The 22,175-nt window shown below is 51.9% G+C and carries 20 protein-coding genes and 2 tRNA genes; 16 read left to right on the top strand and 6 right to left on the bottom strand.

All coding sequences use genetic code 11. The annotated features are described in order from the left end of the window. The first annotated feature begins 34 nt into the window (after nucleotides 1-34). The 6 genes from N512_RS24490 (at nucleotide 35) to pdxH (ending at nucleotide 5,834) form a co-directional block, all read left to right on the top strand. Nucleotides 35-181 (top strand): hypothetical protein, encoded by a 147-nt coding sequence (locus N512_RS24490; RefSeq protein ID WP_093983023.1) that lies wholly within the window; start codon nucleotides 35-37, stop codon nucleotides 179-181. Nucleotides 182-288: 107 nt separating this feature from the next. Continuing rightward, on the top strand, nucleotides 289-1,164 hold the full coding sequence (gene speE / locus N512_RS0102560; protein WP_028779304.1) for a polyamine aminopropyltransferase: 876 nt from the start codon (nucleotides 289-291) through the stop codon (nucleotides 1,162-1,164). Nucleotides 1,165-1,192: 28 nt separating this feature from the next. Beyond that, the gene (gene speA / locus N512_RS0102555; RefSeq protein WP_025888969.1) at nucleotides 1,193-3,106 is read left to right on the top strand and encodes a biosynthetic arginine decarboxylase; all 1,914 of its coding nucleotides are present in this window, start codon (nucleotides 1,193-1,195) and stop codon (nucleotides 3,104-3,106) included. A 52-nt stretch (nucleotides 3,107-3,158) separates the two neighbouring features. Further along, nucleotides 3,159-4,088: an adenosylmethionine decarboxylase gene (locus N512_RS0102550; RefSeq protein ID WP_028779303.1), complete on the top strand. Its 930-nt coding sequence runs from the start codon at nucleotides 3,159-3,161 to the stop codon at nucleotides 4,086-4,088. Nucleotides 4,089-4,119: 31 nt separating this feature from the next. Beyond that, nucleotides 4,120-5,049: an agmatinase gene (speB, locus tag N512_RS0102545; RefSeq protein WP_028779302.1), complete on the top strand. Its 930-nt coding sequence runs from the start codon at nucleotides 4,120-4,122 to the stop codon at nucleotides 5,047-5,049. 146 nt (nucleotides 5,050-5,195) lie between these two features. Beyond that, on the top strand, nucleotides 5,196-5,834 hold the full coding sequence (gene pdxH, locus N512_RS0102540; protein WP_028779301.1) for a pyridoxamine 5'-phosphate oxidase: 639 nt from the start codon (nucleotides 5,196-5,198) through the stop codon (nucleotides 5,832-5,834). A gap of 59 nt (nucleotides 5,835-5,893) precedes the next feature. Here the strand turns inward: pdxH and N512_RS0102535 are convergent, their stop codons facing one another. Then, nucleotides 5,894-6,109, bottom strand: a complete 216-nt coding sequence (locus N512_RS0102535; RefSeq protein ID WP_025009621.1) for a cold-shock protein — start codon at nucleotides 6,107-6,109, stop codon at nucleotides 5,894-5,896. Nucleotides 6,110-6,380: 271 nt separating this feature from the next. On the opposite strand from N512_RS0102535, the gene N512_RS0102530 reads away from it, so the two are divergent. The 4 genes from N512_RS0102530 (at nucleotide 6,381) to N512_RS0102515 (ending at nucleotide 8,796) form a co-directional block, all read left to right on the top strand. Next, nucleotides 6,381-6,956 (top strand): YceI family protein, encoded by a 576-nt coding sequence (locus tag N512_RS0102530; RefSeq protein ID WP_025009622.1) that lies wholly within the window; start codon nucleotides 6,381-6,383, stop codon nucleotides 6,954-6,956. A gap of 135 nt (nucleotides 6,957-7,091) precedes the next feature. Then, a complete protein-coding gene (locus N512_RS0102525; protein WP_025888976.1) occupies nucleotides 7,092-7,445 on the top strand; it encodes a DUF3802 family protein in 354 nt (117 codons plus the stop codon). 20 nt (nucleotides 7,446-7,465) lie between these two features. Next, a complete protein-coding gene (locus tag N512_RS0102520; protein ID WP_025009623.1) occupies nucleotides 7,466-7,831 on the top strand; it encodes an STAS/SEC14 domain-containing protein in 366 nt (121 codons plus the stop codon). Nucleotides 7,832-7,914: 83 nt separating this feature from the next. Then, nucleotides 7,915-8,796 carry a putative ATP-dependent zinc protease gene (locus tag N512_RS0102515; RefSeq protein ID WP_025009624.1) on the top strand — a complete coding sequence of 294 codons (882 nt, stop codon included), beginning with the start codon at nucleotides 7,915-7,917 and terminating at the stop codon, nucleotides 8,794-8,796. A 255-nt stretch (nucleotides 8,797-9,051) separates the two neighbouring features. On the opposite strand, the gene N512_RS22055 is transcribed toward N512_RS0102515, so the two are convergent. The 3 genes from N512_RS22055 to N512_RS0102500 form a co-directional block, all read right to left on the bottom strand. Continuing rightward, on the bottom strand, nucleotides 9,052-11,673 hold the full coding sequence (locus tag N512_RS22055) for a PDC sensor domain-containing protein (protein ID WP_051472615.1): 2,622 nt from the start codon (nucleotides 11,671-11,673) through the stop codon (nucleotides 9,052-9,054). Between the two features lie 227 nt (nucleotides 11,674-11,900). Then, nucleotides 11,901-12,158 carry a GrxA family glutaredoxin gene (locus N512_RS0102505; RefSeq protein ID WP_025009626.1) on the bottom strand — a complete coding sequence of 86 codons (258 nt, stop codon included), beginning with the start codon at nucleotides 12,156-12,158 and terminating at the stop codon, nucleotides 11,901-11,903. A 50-nt stretch (nucleotides 12,159-12,208) separates the two neighbouring features. Continuing rightward, nucleotides 12,209-13,957 carry a DEAD/DEAH box helicase gene (locus N512_RS0102500; RefSeq protein WP_028779300.1) on the bottom strand — a complete coding sequence of 583 codons (1,749 nt, stop codon included), beginning with the start codon at nucleotides 13,955-13,957 and terminating at the stop codon, nucleotides 12,209-12,211. Nucleotides 13,958-14,322: 365 nt separating this feature from the next. On the opposite strand from N512_RS0102500, the gene pheS reads away from it, so the two are divergent. The 4 genes from pheS (at nucleotide 14,323) to lpxM (ending at nucleotide 19,106) form a co-directional block, all read left to right on the top strand. Further along, nucleotides 14,323-15,303, top strand: a complete 981-nt coding sequence (gene pheS / locus N512_RS0102495) for a phenylalanine--tRNA ligase subunit alpha (protein ID WP_037473946.1) — start codon at nucleotides 14,323-14,325, stop codon at nucleotides 15,301-15,303. 15 nt (nucleotides 15,304-15,318) lie between these two features. After that, complete coding sequence (pheT, locus tag N512_RS0102490) at nucleotides 15,319-17,706, top strand: phenylalanine--tRNA ligase subunit beta (protein WP_028779298.1); 2,388 nt, start codon at nucleotides 15,319-15,321, stop codon at nucleotides 17,704-17,706. Between the two features lie 3 nt (nucleotides 17,707-17,709). After that, nucleotides 17,710-18,006 carry an integration host factor subunit alpha gene (gene ihfA, locus N512_RS0102485; protein WP_025009628.1) on the top strand — a complete coding sequence of 99 codons (297 nt, stop codon included), beginning with the start codon at nucleotides 17,710-17,712 and terminating at the stop codon, nucleotides 18,004-18,006. Nucleotides 18,007-18,152: 146 nt separating this feature from the next. Further along, complete coding sequence (gene lpxM / locus N512_RS0102480; protein WP_028779297.1) at nucleotides 18,153-19,106, top strand: lauroyl-Kdo(2)-lipid IV(A) myristoyltransferase; 954 nt, start codon at nucleotides 18,153-18,155, stop codon at nucleotides 19,104-19,106. A gap of 270 nt (nucleotides 19,107-19,376) precedes the next feature. Here lpxM and N512_RS0102475 read toward each other — a convergent pair. Both N512_RS0102475 and N512_RS0102470 read right to left on the bottom strand, forming a co-directional pair. Next, nucleotides 19,377-19,453: transfer RNA gene (locus N512_RS0102475), tRNA-Met, on the bottom strand. Nucleotides 19,454-19,501: 48 nt separating this feature from the next. Beyond that, a tRNA-Met gene (locus N512_RS0102470) sits at nucleotides 19,502-19,578 on the bottom strand. A gap of 243 nt (nucleotides 19,579-19,821) precedes the next feature. Between N512_RS0102470 and rlmKL the strand changes: the two genes are divergently transcribed. Together rlmKL and N512_RS0102460 are read left to right on the top strand one after the other, a co-directional pair. Continuing rightward, complete coding sequence (rlmKL, locus tag N512_RS0102465; protein WP_028779296.1) at nucleotides 19,822-21,951, top strand: bifunctional 23S rRNA (guanine(2069)-N(7))-methyltransferase RlmK/23S rRNA (guanine(2445)-N(2))-methyltransferase RlmL; 2,130 nt, start codon at nucleotides 19,822-19,824, stop codon at nucleotides 21,949-21,951. Next, complete coding sequence (locus N512_RS0102460; RefSeq protein WP_028779295.1) at nucleotides 21,944-22,174, top strand: glutaredoxin family protein; 231 nt, start codon at nucleotides 21,944-21,946, stop codon at nucleotides 22,172-22,174. The genes rlmKL and N512_RS0102460 overlap by 8 nt, the downstream gene beginning before the upstream one ends. The last annotated feature ends 1 nt before the right edge of the window (nucleotide 22,175 follow it).

Here is a 22,175-nt window from a genome sequence, read left to right as displayed (position 1 = left end):
CACCATTTACACGGGGTTAAGAGGGTTTTAGCTAATGCACAGCCATTCATTTGCCGCACTGGTTCGCCAAGTGCCACAACACAGGTTTTCAACCATTGTCAGCTATGACAATACCGGCTTGAAACATCTCACGTTAATCCGCATCAATTCCGGCCGCGAACAGGCCAATAGTCCCAACTGAGCCCGTCGTCCATCTACGACGATAAATTCACTCGGCATTCATTTTTGAATCGCCGAGGACGGGTTATTTGTCCACCCTTACATTCAACACCAAGAGTTTTAGGTTAAATGCAAGCCAAGAATATTTACTACGAGACACTGCATCCGGCATACGGGCAGTATTTTGAGGTGGAAAAGGTGCTGTTCGAGCAAAAGACCGAACAGTGGCACCTGAGCATTTTTGAAAATGCCGCTATGGGACGGGTCATGGCGCTCAATGGCGCCATCCAGACCACTGAGAAAGATGAGTTTGTCTATCACGAAATGTTGACCCATGTGCCTATTCTGGCCCACGGCGACGTCAAGCGGGTGCTTATCATAGGCGGCGGTGACGGCGGCATGCTGCGGGAAGTGGTCAAACATAAACAGATTGAATCCATTACCATGGTGGAGATTGATGCCGCCGTGGTGGAAATGTGTAAAAGCTATTTTCCAAACCATTCCCAAGGTGCCTATGATGACCCCAGAGTCAACTTGGTGATCAGCGACGGGATGGATTATGTTAGGCAATCACAGCAAAAATTTGATGTGATTATCTCTGACTGCACAGATCCCCTTGGTCCGGGAGAAGTGCTGTTCAGTTCCGACTTTTATGAGGGCTGTAAGCGTTGTCTCAATGAAAATGGGATTTTTGTCGCTCAGAACGGCGTGCCTTTTATGCAGCTGGATGAAGTGCAAAATACCGTCAGACGCATGAGCTCTTATGTGAAAGAGTGTCGGTTCTATATGGCGGCCGTGCCTACCTATGTGGGTGGCAGCATGGCCTTTGCCTGGGCAACCGATGATCTTGAGGCGCGTCAGCATAGCCTGGCGACTCTCGAAGAGCGTTTTGAGCGGGCCGGTATTACCACCCGTTATTACACGCCGGCTATCCATCAGGCAAGCTTTGCGCTGCCGGCGTTTGTCGAACAGGCGGTCGCGTCAGCGATGACGGTTACCGCATAACCCATTTTTTGATAACAGGCTAACGAACATGAGTGATTGGTCTATTGACGATGCCCGCGTCGGCTACAACGTCGCATACTGGAGCCAGGGATTTTACGGGATCAGCGATCAGGGTGAGGTGACAGTGTCACCGGATCCTTTGAATCCGGACAGCAAAATCGGCCTGAACGAACTGGCCAAAGACATGGTGAAGGCCGGTGTTAACCTGCCTGTGCTGGTCCGTTTTCCGCAGATTTTGCACCACAGGGTCGATAGCCTGTGCCAGGCCTTTAATCAGGCGATTCAAAAGTACGAGTACAGCGAAGACTATCTGCTGGTTTATCCCATCAAGGTGAACCAGCAGCAGACAGTGGTTGAGGAAATCCTCGCCAGCCAAGTCAGCAAAGAAGCACCGCAACTTGGGCTTGAAGCCGGCAGTAAGCCTGAGCTGATGGCGGTACTGGCGATGGCACAAAAGGCCAGCTCAGTCATAGTCTGTAACGGCTACAAGGATAAAGAATATATCCGCCTGGCACTGATAGGCGAAAAGCTGGGCCACAAGGTCTACATAGTGCTGGAGAAGATGTCCGAGCTTAAGATGGTACTGCAGGAGTCCCGCGAGCTTGGGGTTACTCCGCGTCTGGGTCTGCGCGCACGCCTGGCGTTCCAGGGCAAGGGCAAGTGGCAGGCCAGTGGTGGTGAAAAGTCCAAGTTTGGTCTGTCTGCTGCGCAGGTGCTGCGGGTGGTCAACGAGCTCAAGAGTGCCGACATGCTGGATTCGCTGCAGTTGCTGCACTTTCACCTGGGTTCGCAAATCGCCAATATCCGCGATATTCGCCATGGTGTGGGTGAAGCGGCGCGCTTCTACTGTGAGCTGAGAAAACTGGGTGCCAAGGTCAACTGTTTCGACGTGGGCGGCGGCCTGGCGGTGGACTATGACGGTACCCGCAGCCAAAGCAACAACTCTATGAACTATGGCCTGAGCGAATACGCCAACAATATCGTCAGCGCCCTGAGTGATGTCTGCGCCGAGTACGAGCAGCCGGTGCCGAGGATTATCTCTGAGTCCGGCCGCTTCCTGACGGCGCACCACGCCGTACTTATCACGGATGTTATCGGTACCGAGGCCTATTCCCCTGAGAATATCCAGCCACCGGCAGAGGATGCCCCACAGCTGCTGCACAACATGTGGCAGTCCTGGAGCGATATCCGCGGCCGCGCCGATTCCCGTGCCCTGATTGAGATTTTCCACGATACCCAATCGGATCTGGCCGAAGCTCACGCTCTGTTTGCTCTTGGCCAACTTAGCCTGGAAGAGCGCGCCTGGGCGGAGCAGACCAACCTGCGTGTCTGTCACGAGCTGCAGGGCTTGATGAACAACAAGAACCGTTATCACAGACCCATCATTGATGAACTCAATGAGAAACTGGCCGACAAGTTCTTCGTCAATTTCTCGCTGTTCCAATCGCTGCCGGATGCCTGGGGTATAGATCAGGTGTTCCCTGTGTTGCCGCTGACCGGGCTGGATACCGCGCCAGAGCGCCGCGCCGTGATGCTGGATATCACCTGTGACTCGGACGGCATGGTGGATCAGTATGTGGACGGGCAGGGGATTGAAACCACACTGCCGGTTCCTGCCTGGAGTGCCGAGAGCCCGTATCTTATCGGTTTCTTCCTGGTTGGGGCTTATCAGGAGATCCTCGGTGACATGCACAACCTGTTCGGTGATACCAACTCGGCTGTGGTGCGTCTCGATGAAAGCGGCCTGGCCAACATAGAGTCTGTGCTGTCCGGTGACACTGTGGCCGATGTGCTGCGCTATGTGAACCTGGATGCCGTATCCTTTATGCGCACCTACGAAGAGCTGGTGAATCAGCATATTGCCGAAGACGAACGCACCTCGATCCTTGAAGAGCTGCAATTGGGTCTTAAGGGTTATACCTATCTGGAAGATTTTTCATAAGGTCGGTGCATTCAGCAGGCCCTTCGGGGCCTGCAACAAGTAGAGATAAAAGATGTTTTTTGAAGGTTCAGAAAAAAAAATTGAAGTGATAGTGACGCCGGCTACGCCTTCGCTGCGCTCACTGGGAAAGCCCTTCTGGGAAGAGATGGTGGCCAAGGCCAATGCAGAAATCCTCTCTTCCGTCAGCAATGATTATTGCGATGCCTATCTGCTCAGCGAGTCGAGCCTGTTTGTTTGGGACGACAGATTTTTAATGTTGACCTGTGGTACCACCACACTGGCGCGCTCGACCCTGCATTTTATCGACTCCCTCGGTGAAGAGGCGATAGCCTTTGCGACTTTTCAGCGCAAAAACGAATATCTTTCACACCTGCAGGCCAGCTCTTTTGAGCAGGACTTACAGGCACTGAGAGAGAAACTGTCCGGCGTTGCGTACCGTATCGGTCATCTGGATTCCCATCACCATTATCTGTTTTGCAGCGACAAGGCCTTCAGCGCCGAGAGCAGTGATGCCACCAGTGAGCTGTTGATGTATCACATTCGCGGTGAAGCGGCCGACTATCTGCGCTCCGATAACCAAAGCTGCGCCGGGGTGCGCCAATTGCTGGCACTGGAAGAGATGCTGCCAGGATTCCAGTTTGATGACTTCCTGTTTGAGCCCTTTGGTTATTCCATCAACGGCATTCGCGGCAAAGAGTATATGACTATTCATATCACGCCCCAGGAAAGCAGCTCTTATGTCAGCTTCGAGACCAACCTGGATCTCGCTGCACAACCGATAGATATCTTCGCCCGTTTGCTGGCCATTCTCAATCCCGGCAGCTGGGATGTCATCGGCTTCAACGCCCAGTTGGACACCCGTGGTTACCCTGAACATTTATGTCTGGGAAGTTGCTCTTTGTCCCTGGAGCAGGGTTATAATGTTGGCTTCAGTCACTATCAGCAGATGTGCCACGAAGTGCTGATCCCTGAGTCCATGTAAATATCGGCATTAGCCAAGTTTTGGAGTATTTATGACCACTTTAGCAGATAAACCTGATTACTCGCTTTATTCAAATGCGTTTGGTTATTTGCGTCAGCCACTGGATTTCAAACCGCTAGAAAGCGATGCGGATGTGGTGGTAATAGGTTTGCCTTTCGATATGGCTGTTACCGGTCGCAGCGGTGGCCGTATGGGGCCCGGAGCTATCCGCAATGCCTCGACCAATTTGGCCTGGGAAGAGAAGCGTTGGCCTTGGGATTTCAGCCTCAGCGAATATATCAAGATAGTGGATGCCGGCGATCTGGTATTCAACTGTGGTGATGCCGCTGACTTTACCGAGCGCACCGAAAACTTTGCCAGCAAAGTTCTGGCCTCCGGCAAGACACTGCTGAGCTTTGGTGGCGATCACTTTGTGACCCTGCCGCTGCTGCGCGCGCACCACAAACAGTTTGGCAAGATGGCGCTGCTGCACTTCGATGCTCACACCGACACCTACAGTCAGGGCAGCAAGTTTGACCATGGCACCATGTTCTATCATGCCCCCAACGAAGGCTTGATCGATCCGGCTCATTCTGTGCAGGTGGGGATCCGCACCGAATACACCAAAAAAGGCCACGGTTTTCAGGTGATTGACGCCGCCATGGCCAATGAAATGACCGCCGATGAAATCGTGGCGCAGATCAAGGCGCGGGTTGGCGATATGCCTTTGTATGTGACTTTCGATATCGATTGCCTGGATCCTGCCTTCGCGCCGGGAACCGGTACTCCGGTATGCGGCGGTCTCACCAGCGACAAGGCGCTGAAAATTATCCGTGGTCTCAAGGGCCTCAACATAGTGGGTATGGATGTGGTTGAAGTGGCACCTGCTTACGATAGCGCCGACATTACTGCGCTGGCGGGCGCGACGCTGGGCCTGGAAATGCTGCATGTCTGGGCGCTGGGGCAGGGCAAAGTCAAGTAAGCCGCTTTACGTTAAGCCAACGCTTGTCGTTGGCTTTTCTTCTTGTATAGAGCCCCCCCTATCTTCTTGTATAGAGCCCCCCCTAGCTGGGCTGAGGGTTCCGTTTCGCTGGGGCATTGCGCCCGGCTCAGGGACAAGGATAGACAATGACAGATTTGAGTGATATTCGCCGCGAATACACCCAAGGCGGCCTCAGGCGCGCCGATCTGGCCGCCGAGCCCATGGCGCAGTTTGAGCGCTGGATGGCGCAGGCCAAGGATGCACCTTTGACAGATCCTACCGCCATGGTGGTGGCCACAGTGGATGAAACCGGCCAACCGTTTCAGCGGATAGTCTTGCTGAAGCGTTTTGATCAGCAAGGATTTGTATTCTTTACCAATCTGGAAAGCCGTAAGGCGCAGCAGATTGCCGTCAATGCCAAGGTTAGTTTACTGTTTCCCTGGCATCCGCTGGAGCGCCAGGTGGCCGTGACAGGGGTAGCCGAAGCCCTGTCTGCTACAGAGGTATTCAAGTACTTTGTCAGCCGTCCGAAAGACAGCCAGATAGCGGCTTGGGTCTCGAAACAGTCGAGCAAGCTTAGCGCCCGTCAGGCACTCGAGAGTAAGTTTGCCGAGATGAAGGCCAAGTTTGCCAAGGGCGAAGTCCCCTTGCCCAAGTTTTGGGGCGGCTACCGCATAGTGCCTTCCAGTGTGGAATTCTGGCAGGGCGGTGAGCACAGGCTGCATGACAGATTCCTCTACAGCCGCACAGATGACGGGTGGGAGATCAATCGTCTCGCACCTTGATGGCGCTATGGCCTAACAAGAGGGACGGCATCTGCCGTCCCTTTACTTTGATCCGTCAGCTATTTTAACCGCACTACGTTTTCTGCCTGCAGCCCCTTTTGGCCTTCAGTCACGCTGAAGCTGACCTTCTCTCCTTCTTTCAGGGTGCGGCGGCCGCTGCCTTGAATGGCGCGGTAGTGGACGAACACATCGGCGGCGTTTTCCTGGGTTAGAAAACCAAAGCCCTTTTCATCGTTGAACCATTTAACGGTTCCTGTCACTTGTTGCTCTGACATAGTTTCCTCGTTACCTAATCTTGGCTGCTGGTCTGTATTAGCGTTTGTAGAATAAAAGGGTTTTGTTTCATTGGCTTGACAGTCTGGTGACGCTGAGAGAAATGGTTGCAGGCGGCCGTGGCGGTCCGTGAGCAAAAGTTCACTCAATAGCGGCAAAGGTTTTCTTGAAGTGAACAATATGCTTTAGTAATGAGTAATCTACAAAAAGCGCTTGCTTTTACCTGGGTGAAATCCGGCGCAGTTCAATTCACACCCTACAAGGAACAAGAATATGCAGAAATGGATCCCCTTGCTGGCGCTCGGCGCCTTCAGTAACCTGGCCCTGGCGGCTGACTGGCAGTTGGACAATGCCGACTCCAAGGTTAGCTTTGTGTCGGTCAAGAAAGGTGATATCGCCGAGGTACATGAGTTCAATCAGGTGAGTGGCACACTTGCCGAGAGTGGCGAATTCAAGTTGGAGATCCCGCTCAACGGCGTTAATACCGGCATTGAAATCCGCGACAAGCGGATGCAAACCATGCTGTTTGAGGTGGCTAACTTTCCTAGCCTGACGCTGACAGCGCAAGTGCCTGCGGATCTATTGGACAAGCTCAAACCCGGCGAGTTGCTGACTACTGAGATTGATGGCGTGTTGTCGCTGCATGGCAAAAGTCAGAACAAGCGCTTTGGTGTGGTGGTGGCCAGACTCGGTGAGTCGAGCCTTTTGGTAACCTCGCAAAAAGCCGTCATAGTGAACGCCGAAGAGTTTGGTTTGACCGATGGGGTTGAAAAATTACGTGAAATTGCCGGACTATCCAGCATCAGTAAGGCTGTTCCTGTCTCTTTTGTTCTAAGATTAAACAAGTAACAAACGACGGCTTGATTTGAGGCAAGACTCAAGGCGGATTTTGTTTCATAATGTGACTCTCTGATCGCCGCATTGGCGGCGTTCGGAAGTTTGCCCCTTATGGGTTGGCCTGAGACGTTGCACGCGGGAAGAAAGATGGTTACAGACAAAGACGGCTATATGCACCTCATACAATTCCTGACCGAACACCTTGGATTGTTTGAGACTCCCGAAGGGGAATCTTTGGGCGACAGCAGCGTCATGGAACAGTTTGAAGAGCAGCTGTCGGCGCAGATTATTATGGTCTGTGGCCAGAATCCGCAACTGTCCTTCGCCCAGCGTAACACTGTTATTCGTGAGATAGATGCCATAGTGTACGATTTGGAAGAGATCCTGGCCAAGGTGGCCAATCATAAGGCTACGGCAAAGCAAACCTTGTTTATCAGCGAGTTTGCCGGTTTGATCAAGAATCTGTTTGATCAGGAAATCGCCAAGCTCCTGTCTCAATAACACACAGGTGGAGGCGCTCAATGCTGACACTGCTTTCCGGGTTTGATGACAATACAGTGGCAGTTCGCGCCAGCGGTGTGATCAGCGGTGATGATTACGATGCTGTTTTGCTGCCGGCGGTGGAGTCCAAACTCAGGGAACATGTGCTCATTAAACTTTGGTATGAATACGGTGCCGACTTCGAGGGCATCTCTTTGCAAGCGGTGTGGGACGATGCCTGCCTTGGACTGTTTCATCTGCAGGACTTTTCCCGTATAGCTGTGATCACCGATAGCCCTGCCATCGAGGGCATGGCTCAAACCTTGGCGCTGATGCTCCCTTGCCCGGTGGCCGTGTTTCCCAGAGCGGAAATGGCCAAGGGCCGAGCCTGGCTCTCGGGAACCTGAAGCGTTAACATCTGTCTTATCTGTAAGTTCCGGCACTTCAGCCGGATTTTCATCTTGTTAAGTGAAATGAATGGAATAGTCCTATGCTTAAAAAACTTGGTCTTTGTTTTATGTTGCTTTCGACATCAGTGTTTGCCCAGGAAAAAACAGTCATAGGTCAGACTGAAATTATGACGGTCGCCGAAGCCGGGCTCAGTTTTGAGGCCCGTATTGATACCGGGGCGGCCAACACCTCCATGCATGCGGTGGATCTCAAGGTCATTGGCGGCAGTGCCAAGAAGATGCAGGATAACGTGGGCAAAATGCTCAGCTTTACCACAGAAAACGAACGTGGTGAGAAAAAGCAGCTCAAGGCCAAAATCGTCAAGACATCTACTGTCAGTAACTCTCAGGGACGAGAGACGCGTTACATGGTGGAGTTGAACGTCGCGTTTGGCGATCACAAACGTAAGGTCAAGGTTAATCTCAGAGACCGCAGCCACATGGATTATAAACTGCTTATCGGCCGCAACTGGCTGTCCGATGACTTTCTGGTCGATGTGGCTGAAAAGCGCATCATAGGGCCGGTCGCTCCCATCAGTGTGCGGGAATCAGGACTGATTTTCCAAACCCGTATAGATACCGGCGCGGTGGAAAATTCACTGCATGCTACGGATCTGAAAGTGGAAAACGGCGATGAGGATATGGAAAAGAATATCGGTAAGCAGCTGAGCTTCACCACAGAAAACGAAAAGGGCGAAAAGCAACGCCTGCATGCCATGATCACCAATACCTCGCTTATCCGTAATGCCCAAGGCAGTGAAATTCGTTATATGGTGGAACTCAACATTGGCGAGCCGGGAAGAGAGTATCCGGTCAAGGTTAACCTTAAAGACAGAAGCAAGATGACCCATAAACTGTTGATTGGCCGAAACTGGCTGCAGGGTCACTATCTGGTGGATGTCAGCCTGAAAGAAAGCGACTGACAGCTAAGCGCTTCTAACTATACCCCGGGAAAGCCGCCTATTATGGCGGCTTTTGTCATTCAGAGGTGAAACTCATTAATATTATAGTGATGTTTTTCAATGGCATGGAATGGCAGCTCTTTGCTTCTCATTGTTTAGACTTGGGTTATGTTGAAATCCCGGCCCATGTGAAATTGTCTAGCTGAAAGAGTTTTGCAAAGGTTTGATAAGTCCAGTGCTTGAGTCTTCTCTCGCCTCAGGGGGAGCCGGGTTAAGCTACTCAATGGACTCAAGCGGCAGCAGCAGGCGGACGCAGCAGCCGTCTCCCTCTTGGGAGCTGATGGTCATTTCTCCAAGCAGTTTTAGCCTCACATAGCTCTGTAACCGTGACAGAGTACCGGTTCCGCTTTGTGAAGCGGACTGTTCAATACGGGCCAGCATCTCCTGACTTATTCCGCTGCCATTGTCTGTTACTGTAACCTCCAGATGGCGCTCGTCCAGCTTGTCCGCCTTAATAGTTATCAGGGCATTGGCAGATTGATGGGTAAATGCATGATGCAGGATATTGCTCAGCAAAGGGGAGAATAGCAATAAAAGCTGCCAGGGTTTGGCACCAGGCAACAGCTTGTCCGCAATCGCCAATTTCATTTCAACGTTTGCGGCGGCAAACTGCGGCGCCATCAGAGCCTGCAGGTGAATCACGAATTCATCGAAATGAAGCGTCTTGACCTCTGTCTGTGGATAATTGACCAGCGCCAACAGGTGACGCAATCTGGCGGAGCCAAGCAGAATAAGTTCCTTGGATTGATTCAAAACTTCGGTGCTTTCGGTTTCAAACAAGCTCGCGCCGAGCTGATCGAAGTCGGCAGACAAGTCAGCAACCAGCTGGGCAAGTAGTCTTGGCAGCTGCAGCTCCTGCTCTTTCATCAAGGTGCTGCTGAGACTGAGCAACTGAGACTTGCTTTGTGCCTGCTGTAATTGACCTTCCAATTGAGCTATCTGTTGCTGCTGTTGTTGCAGGGTACGGCTGTTGCGTTTATTGATATCGGCCTGTAACTCCAGGGCTTGCCCCAACTGCTGTTCCTGGCGTTTGTGACTGGAAAGATCGAATGCAATTGCCCCTATGCCACACAGTTCGCCAAATTCGTCGCGGATGGGGAAGCGGGTTACCTGATACAGGACATCCCCCAGAGGGGTGGCAATGGGTTCTTCGGAGCAGAAGGGGCTTTGGTTACTGATCACCCTTTGATCGTTGGCTTGGTAAATTTGTGCCAGGCCGAGAGGGAAGACCTGATTGTCATCCGCACCGATAAACTGCGCCCGTTCGTGGGCGGTAATTTCGCAATACTTGTCGTTGACCAGCGTATATTGCCCGGTTAAATCTTTGATGTAGATGATGTTCTGTGAATGATTCATCAATGCATTGAGCTGCTCGGTACGTGTTTTGAGAATTTGTTGGGCGTTATGTTGCACCTCCAGTTGCTGCTCCAGCGCCAGGTTACTGGCATCCAGGCTGGCCATCGCCGTTTCCAACTGACGGGTGCGGGAGATAAAACTGCCGGCCAGCATCCCCAGTTCATCTTCTCTGTCTCTGGCATCCAACTCCAGCCGGGCAGGGTTGTTTTCCCTGAGCGCTGCCACCATGCGGCTGATAGGTTTGATAAACAATCTGTGCTGCACCAGAAATAACAGCAGCAGTGCCAGCAACTGGATCGCCACCAGGTAGATGCCGACTTTGCCGGCAATCAATGTCGCGTCCTCTTTGAGGGATGACAGCGGTGTGACTATCACTATTTTCCAGTAGGTCTTGGGCATCAAAAATACCGAAACCAGCGCCGGCTCGTTGAGCAAGGGATCCCGGGTCAGCTCTTGGGTCAGCAGCAGCTTGGCATTGGCCGGCCATTCTCTGGCAGAGTTGTTGATTATGGTGGCAAGCAGTGCCGCCTCGATTTCATCACGCTCGCCCATCAGGCTTTTGAGCTGTTGACTGCTGAAGGCCTTATGTTGATTGGCCTCCTGAATAAGCACCTGATCGGCACTGCGCAGTGCTTCACCAACAGATTGAAACTCGGGGAACAGGCGTTCAAGGCGTTGAAAATTATCCAGACTCAGCGGCTTTTCCAGCGTGCTGTCCAGCAACTCATCTTCCCAGGGAGAGGCGAGCAGATGGTTGCGGTAGTCGAGGGCAAACACATAACCGCTTAGATCTTTGAGGGCGCCTCTGAAGAAACGATTAAGGCCGCCAAGGCTGATGTCCACGGTGGCGGCACCGATAAACTCATGATCCTGCCAGATAGGGACAGAGGCAGTGACCATGGCTTCAGCCGTGTAGGGATCGCGATAGGCGCTGGACCAGAAGGTTCTGTCGGCCGGAAAAAAGCGGGTGGGTTTATACCAGTCTTCGTTGTGGTAGCGTTGCTGTGGCTGCTCGTTATAGCTGTTGAGTTGCTGCAGTTTGCCGTAGCTGTCGCGATACCAAAAGAGGCTGTCGAGGATCCGCCCGGGTTCAAAGGCTCGGGGTTCAGGCCAGATCCCGCCGCCGGTGATCATCTCTTTCTGGGTTTCCAATTCCAGCACCGACTCGATACTGGCCTTGAGCGCTGTGCCATTGCTGCGGTAAAGGGCACCAAGATTCGCCATGGTACTGACCAGGCTTTCTATCTGTGAGGTCACTTCTTGCAGCCTTGCGGTAACGACTTGACCATAGCTTTGGTTCAATGCTCTTTGTTGACTGAGCAACTGGTTACGTTGAATGCTGAGCAATACCAGCACAGTGCTGATGACAATGAGGGCGCTGATGAGTAACTGACTGAGGGCAAACTTGACCGGCAAGCGTTTCAGCCAGCCTGGAAGCCAAGGTAATCGGTTGGATTGTTGCTTTGCCTGGTTCCCTTGCATATATCCTCAGTAATAAGCTTTTCAAGCTGTTACATAATACAACCTCTTGAGAAAAGCCGCCATTTTTCTAAGGGCACCTAATAGTTAGTGGGGGGCACTCGTGCTGAATGAGTGCGCGGGGTTTGCAGTTGGGCTGAGCGCGAAGCCGGGCAGAGATATGCAATCCGGACTGGGGATATAAGAAAAGGCACCCTTTGAGTGCCTTAGCGTCGAGAAGGAGGCTTGCTTCAGAGCAGGTTGTTTTCTCTGACATAAGCTTCAAATTCAGTGCAGCCGCCGACGTGCTCTTTGTCGACGAAAATTTGCGGCACTGTTTCAACCGGCTTGCCTACGGTTTTTTCCAGATCGGCCTTGGTGATGCCTTCGGCGTGAATATCGACATACTTAAACTTGAAATCATCACGCTTTTCAGCCAGTTGCTCAGAAAGCTGCACTGCACGTACACAATATGGGCAACCTGGACGACCGAAAATAACTACAAACATATTGACTCCCATGGACTTGATTTTCAGCAGTTATACCACAGCTTAAAGACCTATGCTAAGTCGCTTGATCCCAGGAATGATTTTTCGGTTTGAAACTTGCCTTGATAATCAAAGAAAGTTTGCAATAAATCCCAGCGCCGCGCCTGTTTTTTCAGCAGCAGCATATCCGGCGCCCGAAACCGCGCAGCATCGTCGACCAGTTGTTGTGGTTGACTGTATTTCGGCAGTTTCAGGCCAGGTGTTTTGCTGTGGGGATGAATAAAACAAGCAAACAGTGCCCGGCGTTGAGCACTGGTCTCCATTTTAAAATACTGGTTGAAGTCATTGCCGTCATAATCCAGATACTGAACTCTGAGGCGCCCCTCTTCGGCGTGCAGCAACATTTGCTGTACCTTGAACAGATGATGATGTTGTTTTGACAACACCTCTTTGAGGCGTTTGTCCGGGTCGACCAGAGTCGATTGGCATTGATGGCAAATCTTGGCTGCGATGTCGTTTTCGGCACCGCAATCCGGGCATGACTTGGCGCGATAGCGATAACTGCATTGACTATTGTCCTGCAACAGTCCTTGGCAGCGGCGGCCGAAATGCTCGATGATGTCGCCATCCTCATCCGTCTTGCCCCAGAAGATATTGGCAAAACCACACTCGGGGCAGGGAACCTGTACCGGCACCGAGTTTGCCGCGGGCTTGGGAGTGCCGACCTCGGGATAGAACAGGTCAAAGCCGCTGGCGGCATAATCTATGACCAGGCAGTCCTGTTTGCCTTCGGCCAGTCTCAGGCCACGGCCAACCATCTGTTGAAACAGGCTCACAGATGCCGTGGGCCGCATGATGGCAATAAGGTCTACATGGGGCGCATCAAACCCTGTTGTGAGTACGGCCACATTGACCAGAAACTTAAGTTCCTGGGCTTTAAAGGCGCGGATGACGGTATCCCTCTGTTGCATCTCTGTGGTCGCTGTGATGAGCGCTGCCTGTTCGTCAGCCAGTAGCGTTAGCACTTCTTCGGCGTGACGCACAGTGGCGGCAAAAATAATCACTCCCTTGCGGGTGTTAGCCAGTTGCCTTAGTTGGTTAACAATGGCCTTGGTCGCACGGCCACTGTGACTGAGCAGGGCATCGACCTTAGCCTCATCGTACTCCCCATTGCTGTTACTCGGCAGGCTGCTGAAGTCATACTGAGCGCTCAGGCCATCGTAAAGCCTGGGCGGCGTCAGATAGCCTTGTTTAATTAGGGGCCTTAAGGGCAACTCAAAGATGCAGTCATCGAAAATCCCTCGGTCGGGATTACCGACCCGGCCGTGATAGTGGCGGCGATAAATAAAACCCAGTCCAAGGCGATAAGGGGTGGCCGTCAACCCCAGCAGCTTAAGTTTGGGGTTGTGGGATTTGAGGTGTTCAAGCAGTTGCTGATACTGGCTGTCCAGCTCAAGGCTCACTCTGTGGCACTCGTCTATGACCACCAGGGAGTAGTGGCTGTCAAAGGCTTCAAGGTTGCGCCCGGCGGATTGCACGCTGGCGACAACGGTTTTGCCTTGGGTGAGCTTTTGCCTCAGGCCGGCCGAGTAGATACTGGCTTCATCAGTCAACAGGGCAACTTTTTCGGCGTTTTGGGCGACCAGCTCTTTAACATGGGTCAGTACCAGTACCTTGCCTTTGGCGATACGGGCCAGTTCAGCAATCACCAAGCTCTTGCCGGCGCCTGTGGGCAGCACTATCACAGCCGAGCCTGACTGAGCGCGGAAATAGCGCACAGCGGCATCCACGGCTTGCTGCTGATAATCACGTAGGTGAATGCCGGCCTTGGCGGTATCTTCTGCCTGAGTTTTTGTCGTCGCTTTCTGAGCTACTGGCTTTTTACTATCTGTTGACACTGACTTGCAAAGAGGAATTGACCGTGGGGCGAGCTTATCACAGACGTGCTTGGGTACTGTGCTTTTCCTGCATTGTTGCTCACTTTCTATCCTCGGACACCACAACTCGTCTTGCTCAGGGCATCAATGGTTAAAAAAAGCACTTTTTGTAGGCAATTCATTTGCTAAAATGCCTCACACCACTGGTCAAAGACCTGTAGCTAACGTAAAATTTCACTCTTTTACTGTTTTAATTCAAACAGACACCAAAATCGCCGCCTACGGGCCGGCATGCACTGGAAGAGAAGATGCAGCAGTTAACTGAGATCGTAGAACAGGCCTTAGCCGCCATCGAAGGGGCCAGTGATCTGAAAATCCTCGATGACATCCGCGTCGATTATCTTGGCAAGAAGGGCAAGATCACCGACATGATGAAGTTGATGGCGACCCTGAGTCCACAAGAAAAGCCCGCCTTCGGCCAGAAGGTCAATGAAGCCAAGCAAAAGGTACAGCAGTTCCTCAGTCAGCGAATTGAACGGCTGAAAGCAGCCGAGTTGGAGCAGAAGCTCCAGGCTGAGAAAATCGATGTCACCCTGCCGGGGCGTCGCCTGGACAATGGTGGTTTGCATCCGGTCACCCGAACCATTGAACGGATTGAGAGCTTCTTTGGTGAGTTGGGCTTCAGTGTCAAACAGGGGCCGGAAATCGAAGACGATTATCACAACTTCGATGCCTTGAATATGCCCGAGCATCATCCTGCTCGTGCGGGGCATGATACTTTCTACTTCAATCCCAAGTTAGTGCTGCGTACCCAGACTTCAGGGGTGCAAATTCGCACCATGGAAGTGGAAAAGCCACCTTTGCGGATTATCTCTCCCGGTCGTGTTTATCGTAATGACTACGATATGACTCACACGCCTATGTTCCATCAGGTGGAAGGCCTGCTGGTCGATGAGAATGTTAACTTTGCCGAACTGAAAGGCATTTTGCACGACTTCCTGCGTAACTTCTTTGAAGAGGATCTGGAGATACGTTTCCGTCCTTCTTACTTCCCCTTTACCGAGCCTTCTGCCGAAGTGGATGTGAAAGGCAAGAACGGCTGGCTGGAAGTACTCGGCTGCGGCATGGTTCACCCTAATGTGCTGCGCGGTGTGGGAATCGATCCTGATAAATACTCCGGTTTTGCTTTTGGTATGGGCGTCGAGCGTCTGGCCATGTTGCGTTATGGTGTCAACGACCTGCGCGCCTTCTTCGAAAACGACTTACGTTTTCTCAAGCAATTCAAATAACGGAGCTTTAGTATTATGAAATTCAGTGAATCCTGGCTTCGTGAGTGGGTTAACCCTGCGATTAGCCGTGACGAATTAACTCACCAAATCACCATGGCCGGCCTGGAAGTGGACGACGTCATTGCCGTTGCCGGTGACTTTTCCGGCGTGGTAGTGGGTGAAGTGGTTGAATGTGGTCAACACCCCGATGCCGACAAGCTAAGGGTCACCAAGGTCAATGTCGGCGGCGAAGAGCTGTTGGATATCGTCTGCGGCGCACCTAACTGCCGTCAGGGACTCAAGGTTGCTGTGGCCGTTGTTGGTGCGGTGCTGCCCGGTGACTTCAAAATCAAGAAAGCCAAACTGCGTGGACAGCCTTCACATGGCATGCTGTGCTCTTATGGCGAGCTGGGCATAGAGATAGAAAGCGACGGCATTATTGAGCTGCCGCTGGATGCTCCTATCGGTACCGATATTCGTGAATATCTGCAGCTCAATGATGTGATTATCGATGTGGATCTGACCGCCAACCGTGCAGATTGCCTGGGTATGGTGGGGCTGGCCCGCGAAGTGGGCGTGCTCAACCGTCTTAACGTGACCGAGCCAAGCTGGGAAGCTGCCAACGTCAGTAGTGAGCGTAGAGTTGAAATTGACGTGGCCAACCCGGAAGCCTGCCCGAGATATCTGGGCCGGGTGGTCAGCAATGTCAATGTCAAGGCGCAAACGCCTGACTGGATGGTGGAAAAACTGCGCCGTAGCGGTATTCGGTCGATAGATCCTATCGTGGACATCACCAACTATGTATTGGTTGAATTCGGTCAACCTATGCATGCTTTTGATCTGGACAAGATTGACGGCGGCATCAAGGTGCGTCTGGGTAACGGTGAAGAGAAGCTGACTCTGCTCGATGGCAACGAAATTATTGTGCCAGCCGATACCCTGGTGATTGCCGATAACAGCCAGGCATTGGCCCTGGCCGGTGTATTCGGTGGTGAGGCTTCCGGCGTCAGTGAGCAAACCCGCGATATTATGCTGGAGTGTGCGTTCTTCGCGCCTTTGGCCATCATGGGTAAGGCCCGTCGCCTTGGGCTGCACACCGACTCTTCGCATCGTTTTGAGCGCGGCGTTGACCCGGAGCTCCAGCATAAGGCTATGGATAGAGCTACCCGTCTGGTGCTGGATATCTGTGGCGGCGAAGCCGGCCCTGTGGTTGAGGCCAAGAGCGAAGCGCATCTGCCAAAGGCTGCCGACATTAAACTGCGTCGCAGCAAGCTGGACAAACTGCTTGGTCATCAGATTGGTGATGCCGATGTGGAAGAGATCCTGACCCGTCTGGGCTTCCAGGTTGAAAAACAGGGCAGCGACTGGCAGGTGAAAACCGCCACTTATCGCTTCGACATGGCAATTGAAGAAGATCTTATCGAAGAAGTTGCCCGAATTTACGGCTATAACAACATTCCGAACACAGCCCCGCTGGCACACCTCTCTATGACAGATCATAAAGAGTCGGATCTGAAGCTTAGCCGGGTGAGGGCTATGTTGGTGGCCCGAGGTTTCCAGGAAGCTGTCACCTATAGTTTTGTCGATCCCAAGCTGCAAAAACTGGTGCATCCTGACAGCGAAGCCATGGTACTGCCTAACCCGATTTCCAGTGAAATGTCGGCTATGCGCCTGTCTATGTTCACCGGATTGCTGAATGCTGTGGGTTATAACCAGGCCCGTCAACAGACTCGTGTACGCCTGTTTGAGACTGGTTTACGCTTTATTCCTGATGCACAAGCAGAATCCGGCGTAAGACAACAAGCCATGCTGGGTGCGGTGATCGCCGGTCCCCAGAGCGACGAGCACTGGAGCATGGAGTCGAAAACCGTTGATTTCTTCGATCTTAAAGGTGATTTAGAGGCCATTATTGGCTTGACAGTTTCCGAAGCTGAATTTAGTTTTAAAGGAGCGCAGCATCCGGCTATGCATCCGGGGCAATGTGCTGAAATATTGAGAAATGATCGGGTCATAGGGTATATAGGTGCAGTCCATCCCAGCCTCGAGAAGCCTTTTGGGCTGAATGGCAAAACCATAGTTTTTGAGTTGGAATTGGACGCCTTGCTGCAGGCTAAATTACCGCAAGCCCAGGCTGTGTCTAAGTTTCCAGCCAATCGCCGCGATATCGCCATAGTGGTTGATGAAGAAGTCGCCGCAGGTGACGTGATGACGCTGATAAGAAAAGTTGGCGAAAATCAGTTGGTTGGCTTAAACTTGTTCGATGTATACCGAGGTAAAGGTGTAGAGCAGGGCAAAAAGAGTCTGGCGATCGCACTTACGTTACAAGATAACACTCGTACACTTGAGGAAAAAGAGATAGCTGAGATGGTTGATACAGTGGTTTCTGCACTCAAGTCCGAGTTCAACGCATCGTTGAGGGATTAAAGTATGGCACTTACCAAGGCCGAAATGGCAGAGCATCTTTTTGAAACGCTTGGCATTAACAAGCGGGTAGCCAAAGAGATGGTTGAAGCGTTTTTCGAAGAGATCCGAACTGCGCTTGAAAATGGTGAGCAGGTCAAGTTATCTGGCTTTGGCAACTTTGATCTTAGGGATAAGAATCAAAGACCGGGAAGGAATCCCAAAACAGGTCAGGACATTCCAATTTCTGCCCGTCGGGTGGTGACATTCCGTCCGGGACAGAAGCTGAAGAGTCGCGTAGAAGCCGCTAACAAAGGCAAATAACTGCTCGGTCAGTAATTCAGAACAGGGAAGCCGCTCCTGTGAGAGGCTTCCCTGTTTGTGTCTGTAGAAAACACTTCTACTATGCTGTATCGCATTTTTAATGCCTGGTTTGGCATTGCATTGGAATTACACCCAGGGGTTAAACCTTGTCAAATACACCTTCCAAGCCTAAGAAAGGCAAATACTTCGATAGGCGCTTCCGTTGGTCATTGTTGCATCCGAGATTTTTGGGCAGTTGGTTGGCGATAGGCGTACTGGTTCTGTTTGGTCTCTTGCCCGCCATTATTCGCGATCCTATCGCTCGCGGTTTGTCACGTTTGGTCAGGCGTATAGCCCATAAGCCCATTAAGGTGGCCAGAGCCAATCTCAAAGCCTGTTTCCCCGATAAGAGTGAATCGGAAATTGAGCAGTTGCTGGAGCGCAACACCGAAGCTTTTGTGATGACCTTGCTGGCCCAATCTGAGCTTATCTTTATGCCGAGCTCCTATATACGCAAAAGAGTCAAGGTTGAGGGAGAAGAGCATATTGCCGCTGCCCGTGAAGCAGGGCAGCCGATTATCTTTATCATGCCCCATGTGTGGGGCATAGAGTATGCCGGTTTGAGGCTGAATTTGGACTTGCCCATGGTCTCCATGGCCAAGGCGCATCGAAATGAATTGTTCAACTGGTTCAATAACCGGATGCGCAGCTCTCAAGGTGGCAATATCTATATGCGTGAAGCCGGGATCCGGGCCTTGTTGGCTGAGCTGAAACAGGGTAACAGTTTCTTCTATTTGCCGGATGAAGACTTGGGACCGGAGCAGAGCGTATTTGCGCCATTTTTAGGAACAGTCAAGGCTACTTTACCTGTGGTTGGCCGTTTGGCGCAGGCAGGTAACGCTCAGGTAATGCCGGTGAAGATTGGCTACGACGAGCAAGCCAGGTGTTTTCGTTTGACTGTTATGCCGGCAATTGATCCCGAGTCGATGCAGGGCAAGGAAAATGAAGCCAAGGCGCTGAATAAGGCGGTGGAGCAGGTGATCAACGCCTATCCTGAGCAGTATATGTGGTTTCTTAAGGTACTGCGCACCCGTCCGGAAGGTATGCCGCCGATTTATTGAAATAGAACACAGATAAAGCCACTCACAGAGTGGCTTTTCTTTTATGTACTATCGGCAAAGTGCTGCCTGTTGCTTGCAGGCTTGGGGAAGAATCATGTGCCCAAGGAATTGGTGGTTATGGCAAAGGTTGATATTTTTGAGCTTGAAGCAAGAGGAGGGGAAGCATTTACAATTTCCTGCGACACGAGAACAAGCCGATCGCGATAAGCTCTTGCTATGCTCATCATTCAAATTTAGTTAATAAGAGGAGTTGGTTCTTTAGAAAGGAATTGGTTGCGGGAGCCGGATTTGAACCGACGACCTTCGGGTTATGAGCCCGACGAGCTACCATGCTGCTCCATCCCGCGTTCGAATTGTACTAATCAGTTTGAATTCATAATTAAGGAATTTGAAATTGGTTGCGGGAGCCGGATTTGAACCGACGACCTTCGGGTTATGAGCCCGACGAGCTACCATGCTGCTCCATCCCGCGTCCGTTAAAGCGGGGTGGACTATAACGACCAAGGGGCGGCAATGCAAGGACAAATCATCAAAATGCCATTGAGTGTTCAAATTTAATTCATCCGTACGCGGAGATTAAACGTATCGGTCACAACTCCAACAATTCGGCAGGATTGACCAAGAAAAGCGGTCCTGAAAACGGAAGTTTTTATCTTTTACCTTAATCAAAGGGTATAATGCGCCATTCATTTTTGCTTTGCTATCTGGTTTGTTCATGTTGAATTTTTTTGCGGCGGCCCCCAAGGGGTTTGAATATGCTTTGGCGCAGGAACTGCGCGAGTTTGGTGCGCTTGAGGTCAAGGAAAGCCTGGCCGGGGTTTATTTCTCCTGTCCACTGGAGCTGGCATACCGCATTACCCTTTGGACCAGACTGGCAAGCCGTATTTTGCTTATATTGCATCGCGGTCCCTGTGATTCCGCCGAACAGCTTTATAATGCGGCCTTCTGTATCGATTGGCCGAGCCACTTTGATAACCGTTGTACCTTTAGTATCGACTTTCACGGCATGGGCGGTTTTATCAAGAACACCCAGTTCGGCGCCCTCAAGATTAAAGATGCTGTAGTGGATCGCTTCCGCGAAGACGATCTCAACCGCCCCAATGTGCAACGTGTCGATGCCGACTTCAAAATCGATGCCCACTACCGAAACGGTCAGGTAACCATAGCGCTGAACTTCTCCGGTCCGGCGCTGCATCAACGTGGCTATCGCAGCGGTACCGGTGAGGCGCCATTAAAAGAGAACCTTGCCGCCAACATGTTGGCCAGGGCCCAATGGGATAAACAAACGCCTTTGCTGGATCCATTTTGTGGCAGCGGCACAGTGTTGATTGAGGCGGCTATGATAGCGGCCGATATGGCCCCGGGGCTGCAACGCAGTCGCTTTGGCTTTGAGCACTGGTATCGCCATGACGCCAAACTTTGGCAAAGCATAGTCGAGGAAGCCAAGGCGCGGGCCAGCATAGGCAAGAACCGTTGTGATGTGAAGTTCTTCGGCTCGGACATAGACTCGCGCATGGTGGCGCTGGCCAAACGTAATGCCAAGAGCGCCGGTGTCAGTGAACTGATTGAGTTCAGTGTTGCCAGTGCTCTCAATATCACGCCACCGCTGGACAAAGGCTTGTTGATCTCCAACCCGCCCTATGGTGAGCGTTTGGGTAATGTATCCTCTTTGTTGCAGCTTTACTATCAGTTTGGCGACAAGCTCAAGCGTGAGTTCGGTGGCTGGCAAGTGGCCTTGCTTTGCAGTGATATCGAATTGATCTCATCGCTTAAGCTCAAGGCCGATAAGCAGATGAAGATGTTCAACGGGGCACTGGAGTGCGCCTTTAATCTCTATACCCTGCATGCCAACTCTACCCGCAGGGCGGCTGTAGCGGCCGAGCAGTCAGGGGCTGAGGTCAGTGACATCGCCAGTGCATTTGCCAACCGGGTGAAAAAGAATCTGAAACAGCTGGATAAGTGGGCCCGTAAAGAGGGAATCGACAGTTATCGCCTCTATGATGCAGATATCCCTGAATATAATGTCGCTATCGACAAGTATCTGGATTATGTGGTGATCCAAGAGTATGCGGCGCCTGCCAGCATACCTGAAGCCGTCAGCAAGCGACGTTTGACCGATGTGCTTCTGTCTTTGCCCGGTGCCATAGGTGTTGAGCCGGACAAGATCATCCTCAAGACCCGCGAGCGGCAGAAGGGTACAAATCAGTATCAGCGGCTCGACAAAGAAAAGCTGGAGCTGGTTACCCAGGAGTACGGTGCCCGTTTCAAACTTAACCTGACCGATTATCTGGATACCGGGTTGTTTCTCGATCACAGGCTTATTCGCAAACTGGTGGGCAGTAAAGCCAATGGTCGCGACGTACTCAACCTGTTCGCCTATACGGGAACCGCGTCGGTGCACGCCGGGCTTGGCGGGGCCAAGTCGGTCACGACTGTGGATATGTCCAATACCTACCTTAACTGGGCCAAGGATAACTTTGTGCTCAATGGTTTGATTGGCAAACAGTATCGTTTCGAGCAGGGCGACTGCCTGCAATGGATCCGCGATTGTGACCGTAAGTTCGATCTTATCTTTATCGATCCGCCAACCTTCTCCAACTCCAAACGGATGGAAGACTCGTTCGATGTGCAGCGCGATCACGTCAAGTTGTTGTCTGATCTGTTCAAACTGCTCAATCCGGGCGGAGAGATAATCTTTTCCAACAACAAACGTAAGTTCAAAATGGATAGCGAGGCCATGGCGGCTCAGGGCATGTCAGTCACCAATATGGATGCCCAGATGCTGCCAATGGATTACAAGCGCAATCCGCATATTCATAATACTTGGTTGATCACCCATGCCTGAGGCGCCATTGACCCTATACCACACAGATGGTTGCCATCTGTGTGAGTTGGCCATGACCTTGCTCGATGGCCTGAATATTGGTTATCGCACCCAGGATATTTGCGAGCAAGAAACGCTTGCCGAGCGCTATGGAGTGCTTATTCCTGTGCTGGCCAACAGCATGGGTGAGGAACTCTGTTGGCCCTTCGATGAACAGCAAGTAAAACGCTTTACAGGAGCATAAT

The organism is Shewanella sp. 38A_GOM-205m, from assembly GCF_000518445.1.
In the GTDB taxonomy this organism is placed as follows: Bacteria; Pseudomonadota; Gammaproteobacteria; order Enterobacterales; family Shewanellaceae; genus Shewanella; species Shewanella algae.
This window is presented reverse-complemented; position numbering and strand designations above follow the sequence as displayed.

Excerpts from the sequence above, each read along its gene's own strand:
- N512_RS24490 (WP_093983023.1), top strand. The coding sequence starts at position 35 with ATGCACAGCCATTCATTTGCCGCACTGGTTCGCCAAGTGCCACAACAC.
- speE (WP_028779304.1), top strand. The coding sequence starts at position 289 with ATGCAAGCCAAGAATATTTACTACGAGACACTGCATCCGGCATACGGG.
- speA (WP_025888969.1), top strand. The coding sequence starts at position 1,193 with ATGAGTGATTGGTCTATTGACGATGCCCGCGTCGGCTACAACGTCGCA.
- N512_RS0102550 (WP_028779303.1), top strand. The coding sequence starts at position 3,159 with ATGTTTTTTGAAGGTTCAGAAAAAAAAATTGAAGTGATAGTGACGCCG.
- speB (WP_028779302.1), top strand. The coding sequence starts at position 4,120 with ATGACCACTTTAGCAGATAAACCTGATTACTCGCTTTATTCAAATGCG.
- pdxH (WP_028779301.1), top strand. The coding sequence starts at position 5,196 with ATGACAGATTTGAGTGATATTCGCCGCGAATACACCCAAGGCGGCCTC.
- N512_RS0102535 (WP_025009621.1), bottom strand. The coding sequence starts at position 6,109 with ATGTCAGAGCAACAAGTGACAGGAACCGTTAAATGGTTCAACGATGAA.
- N512_RS0102530 (WP_025009622.1), top strand. The coding sequence starts at position 6,381 with ATGCAGAAATGGATCCCCTTGCTGGCGCTCGGCGCCTTCAGTAACCTG.
- N512_RS0102525 (WP_025888976.1), top strand. The coding sequence starts at position 7,092 with ATGGTTACAGACAAAGACGGCTATATGCACCTCATACAATTCCTGACC.
- N512_RS0102520 (WP_025009623.1), top strand. The coding sequence starts at position 7,466 with ATGCTGACACTGCTTTCCGGGTTTGATGACAATACAGTGGCAGTTCGC.
- N512_RS0102515 (WP_025009624.1), top strand. The coding sequence starts at position 7,915 with ATGCTTAAAAAACTTGGTCTTTGTTTTATGTTGCTTTCGACATCAGTG.
- N512_RS22055 (WP_051472615.1), bottom strand. The coding sequence starts at position 11,673 with ATGCAAGGGAACCAGGCAAAGCAACAATCCAACCGATTACCTTGGCTT.
- N512_RS0102505 (WP_025009626.1), bottom strand. The coding sequence starts at position 12,158 with ATGTTTGTAGTTATTTTCGGTCGTCCAGGTTGCCCATATTGTGTACGT.
- pheS (WP_037473946.1), top strand. The coding sequence starts at position 14,323 with ATGCAGCAGTTAACTGAGATCGTAGAACAGGCCTTAGCCGCCATCGAA.
- pheT (WP_028779298.1), top strand. The coding sequence starts at position 15,319 with ATGAAATTCAGTGAATCCTGGCTTCGTGAGTGGGTTAACCCTGCGATT.
- ihfA (WP_025009628.1), top strand. The coding sequence starts at position 17,710 with ATGGCACTTACCAAGGCCGAAATGGCAGAGCATCTTTTTGAAACGCTT.
- rlmKL (WP_028779296.1), top strand. The coding sequence starts at position 19,822 with ATGTTGAATTTTTTTGCGGCGGCCCCCAAGGGGTTTGAATATGCTTTG.
- N512_RS0102460 (WP_028779295.1), top strand. The coding sequence starts at position 21,944 with ATGCCTGAGGCGCCATTGACCCTATACCACACAGATGGTTGCCATCTG.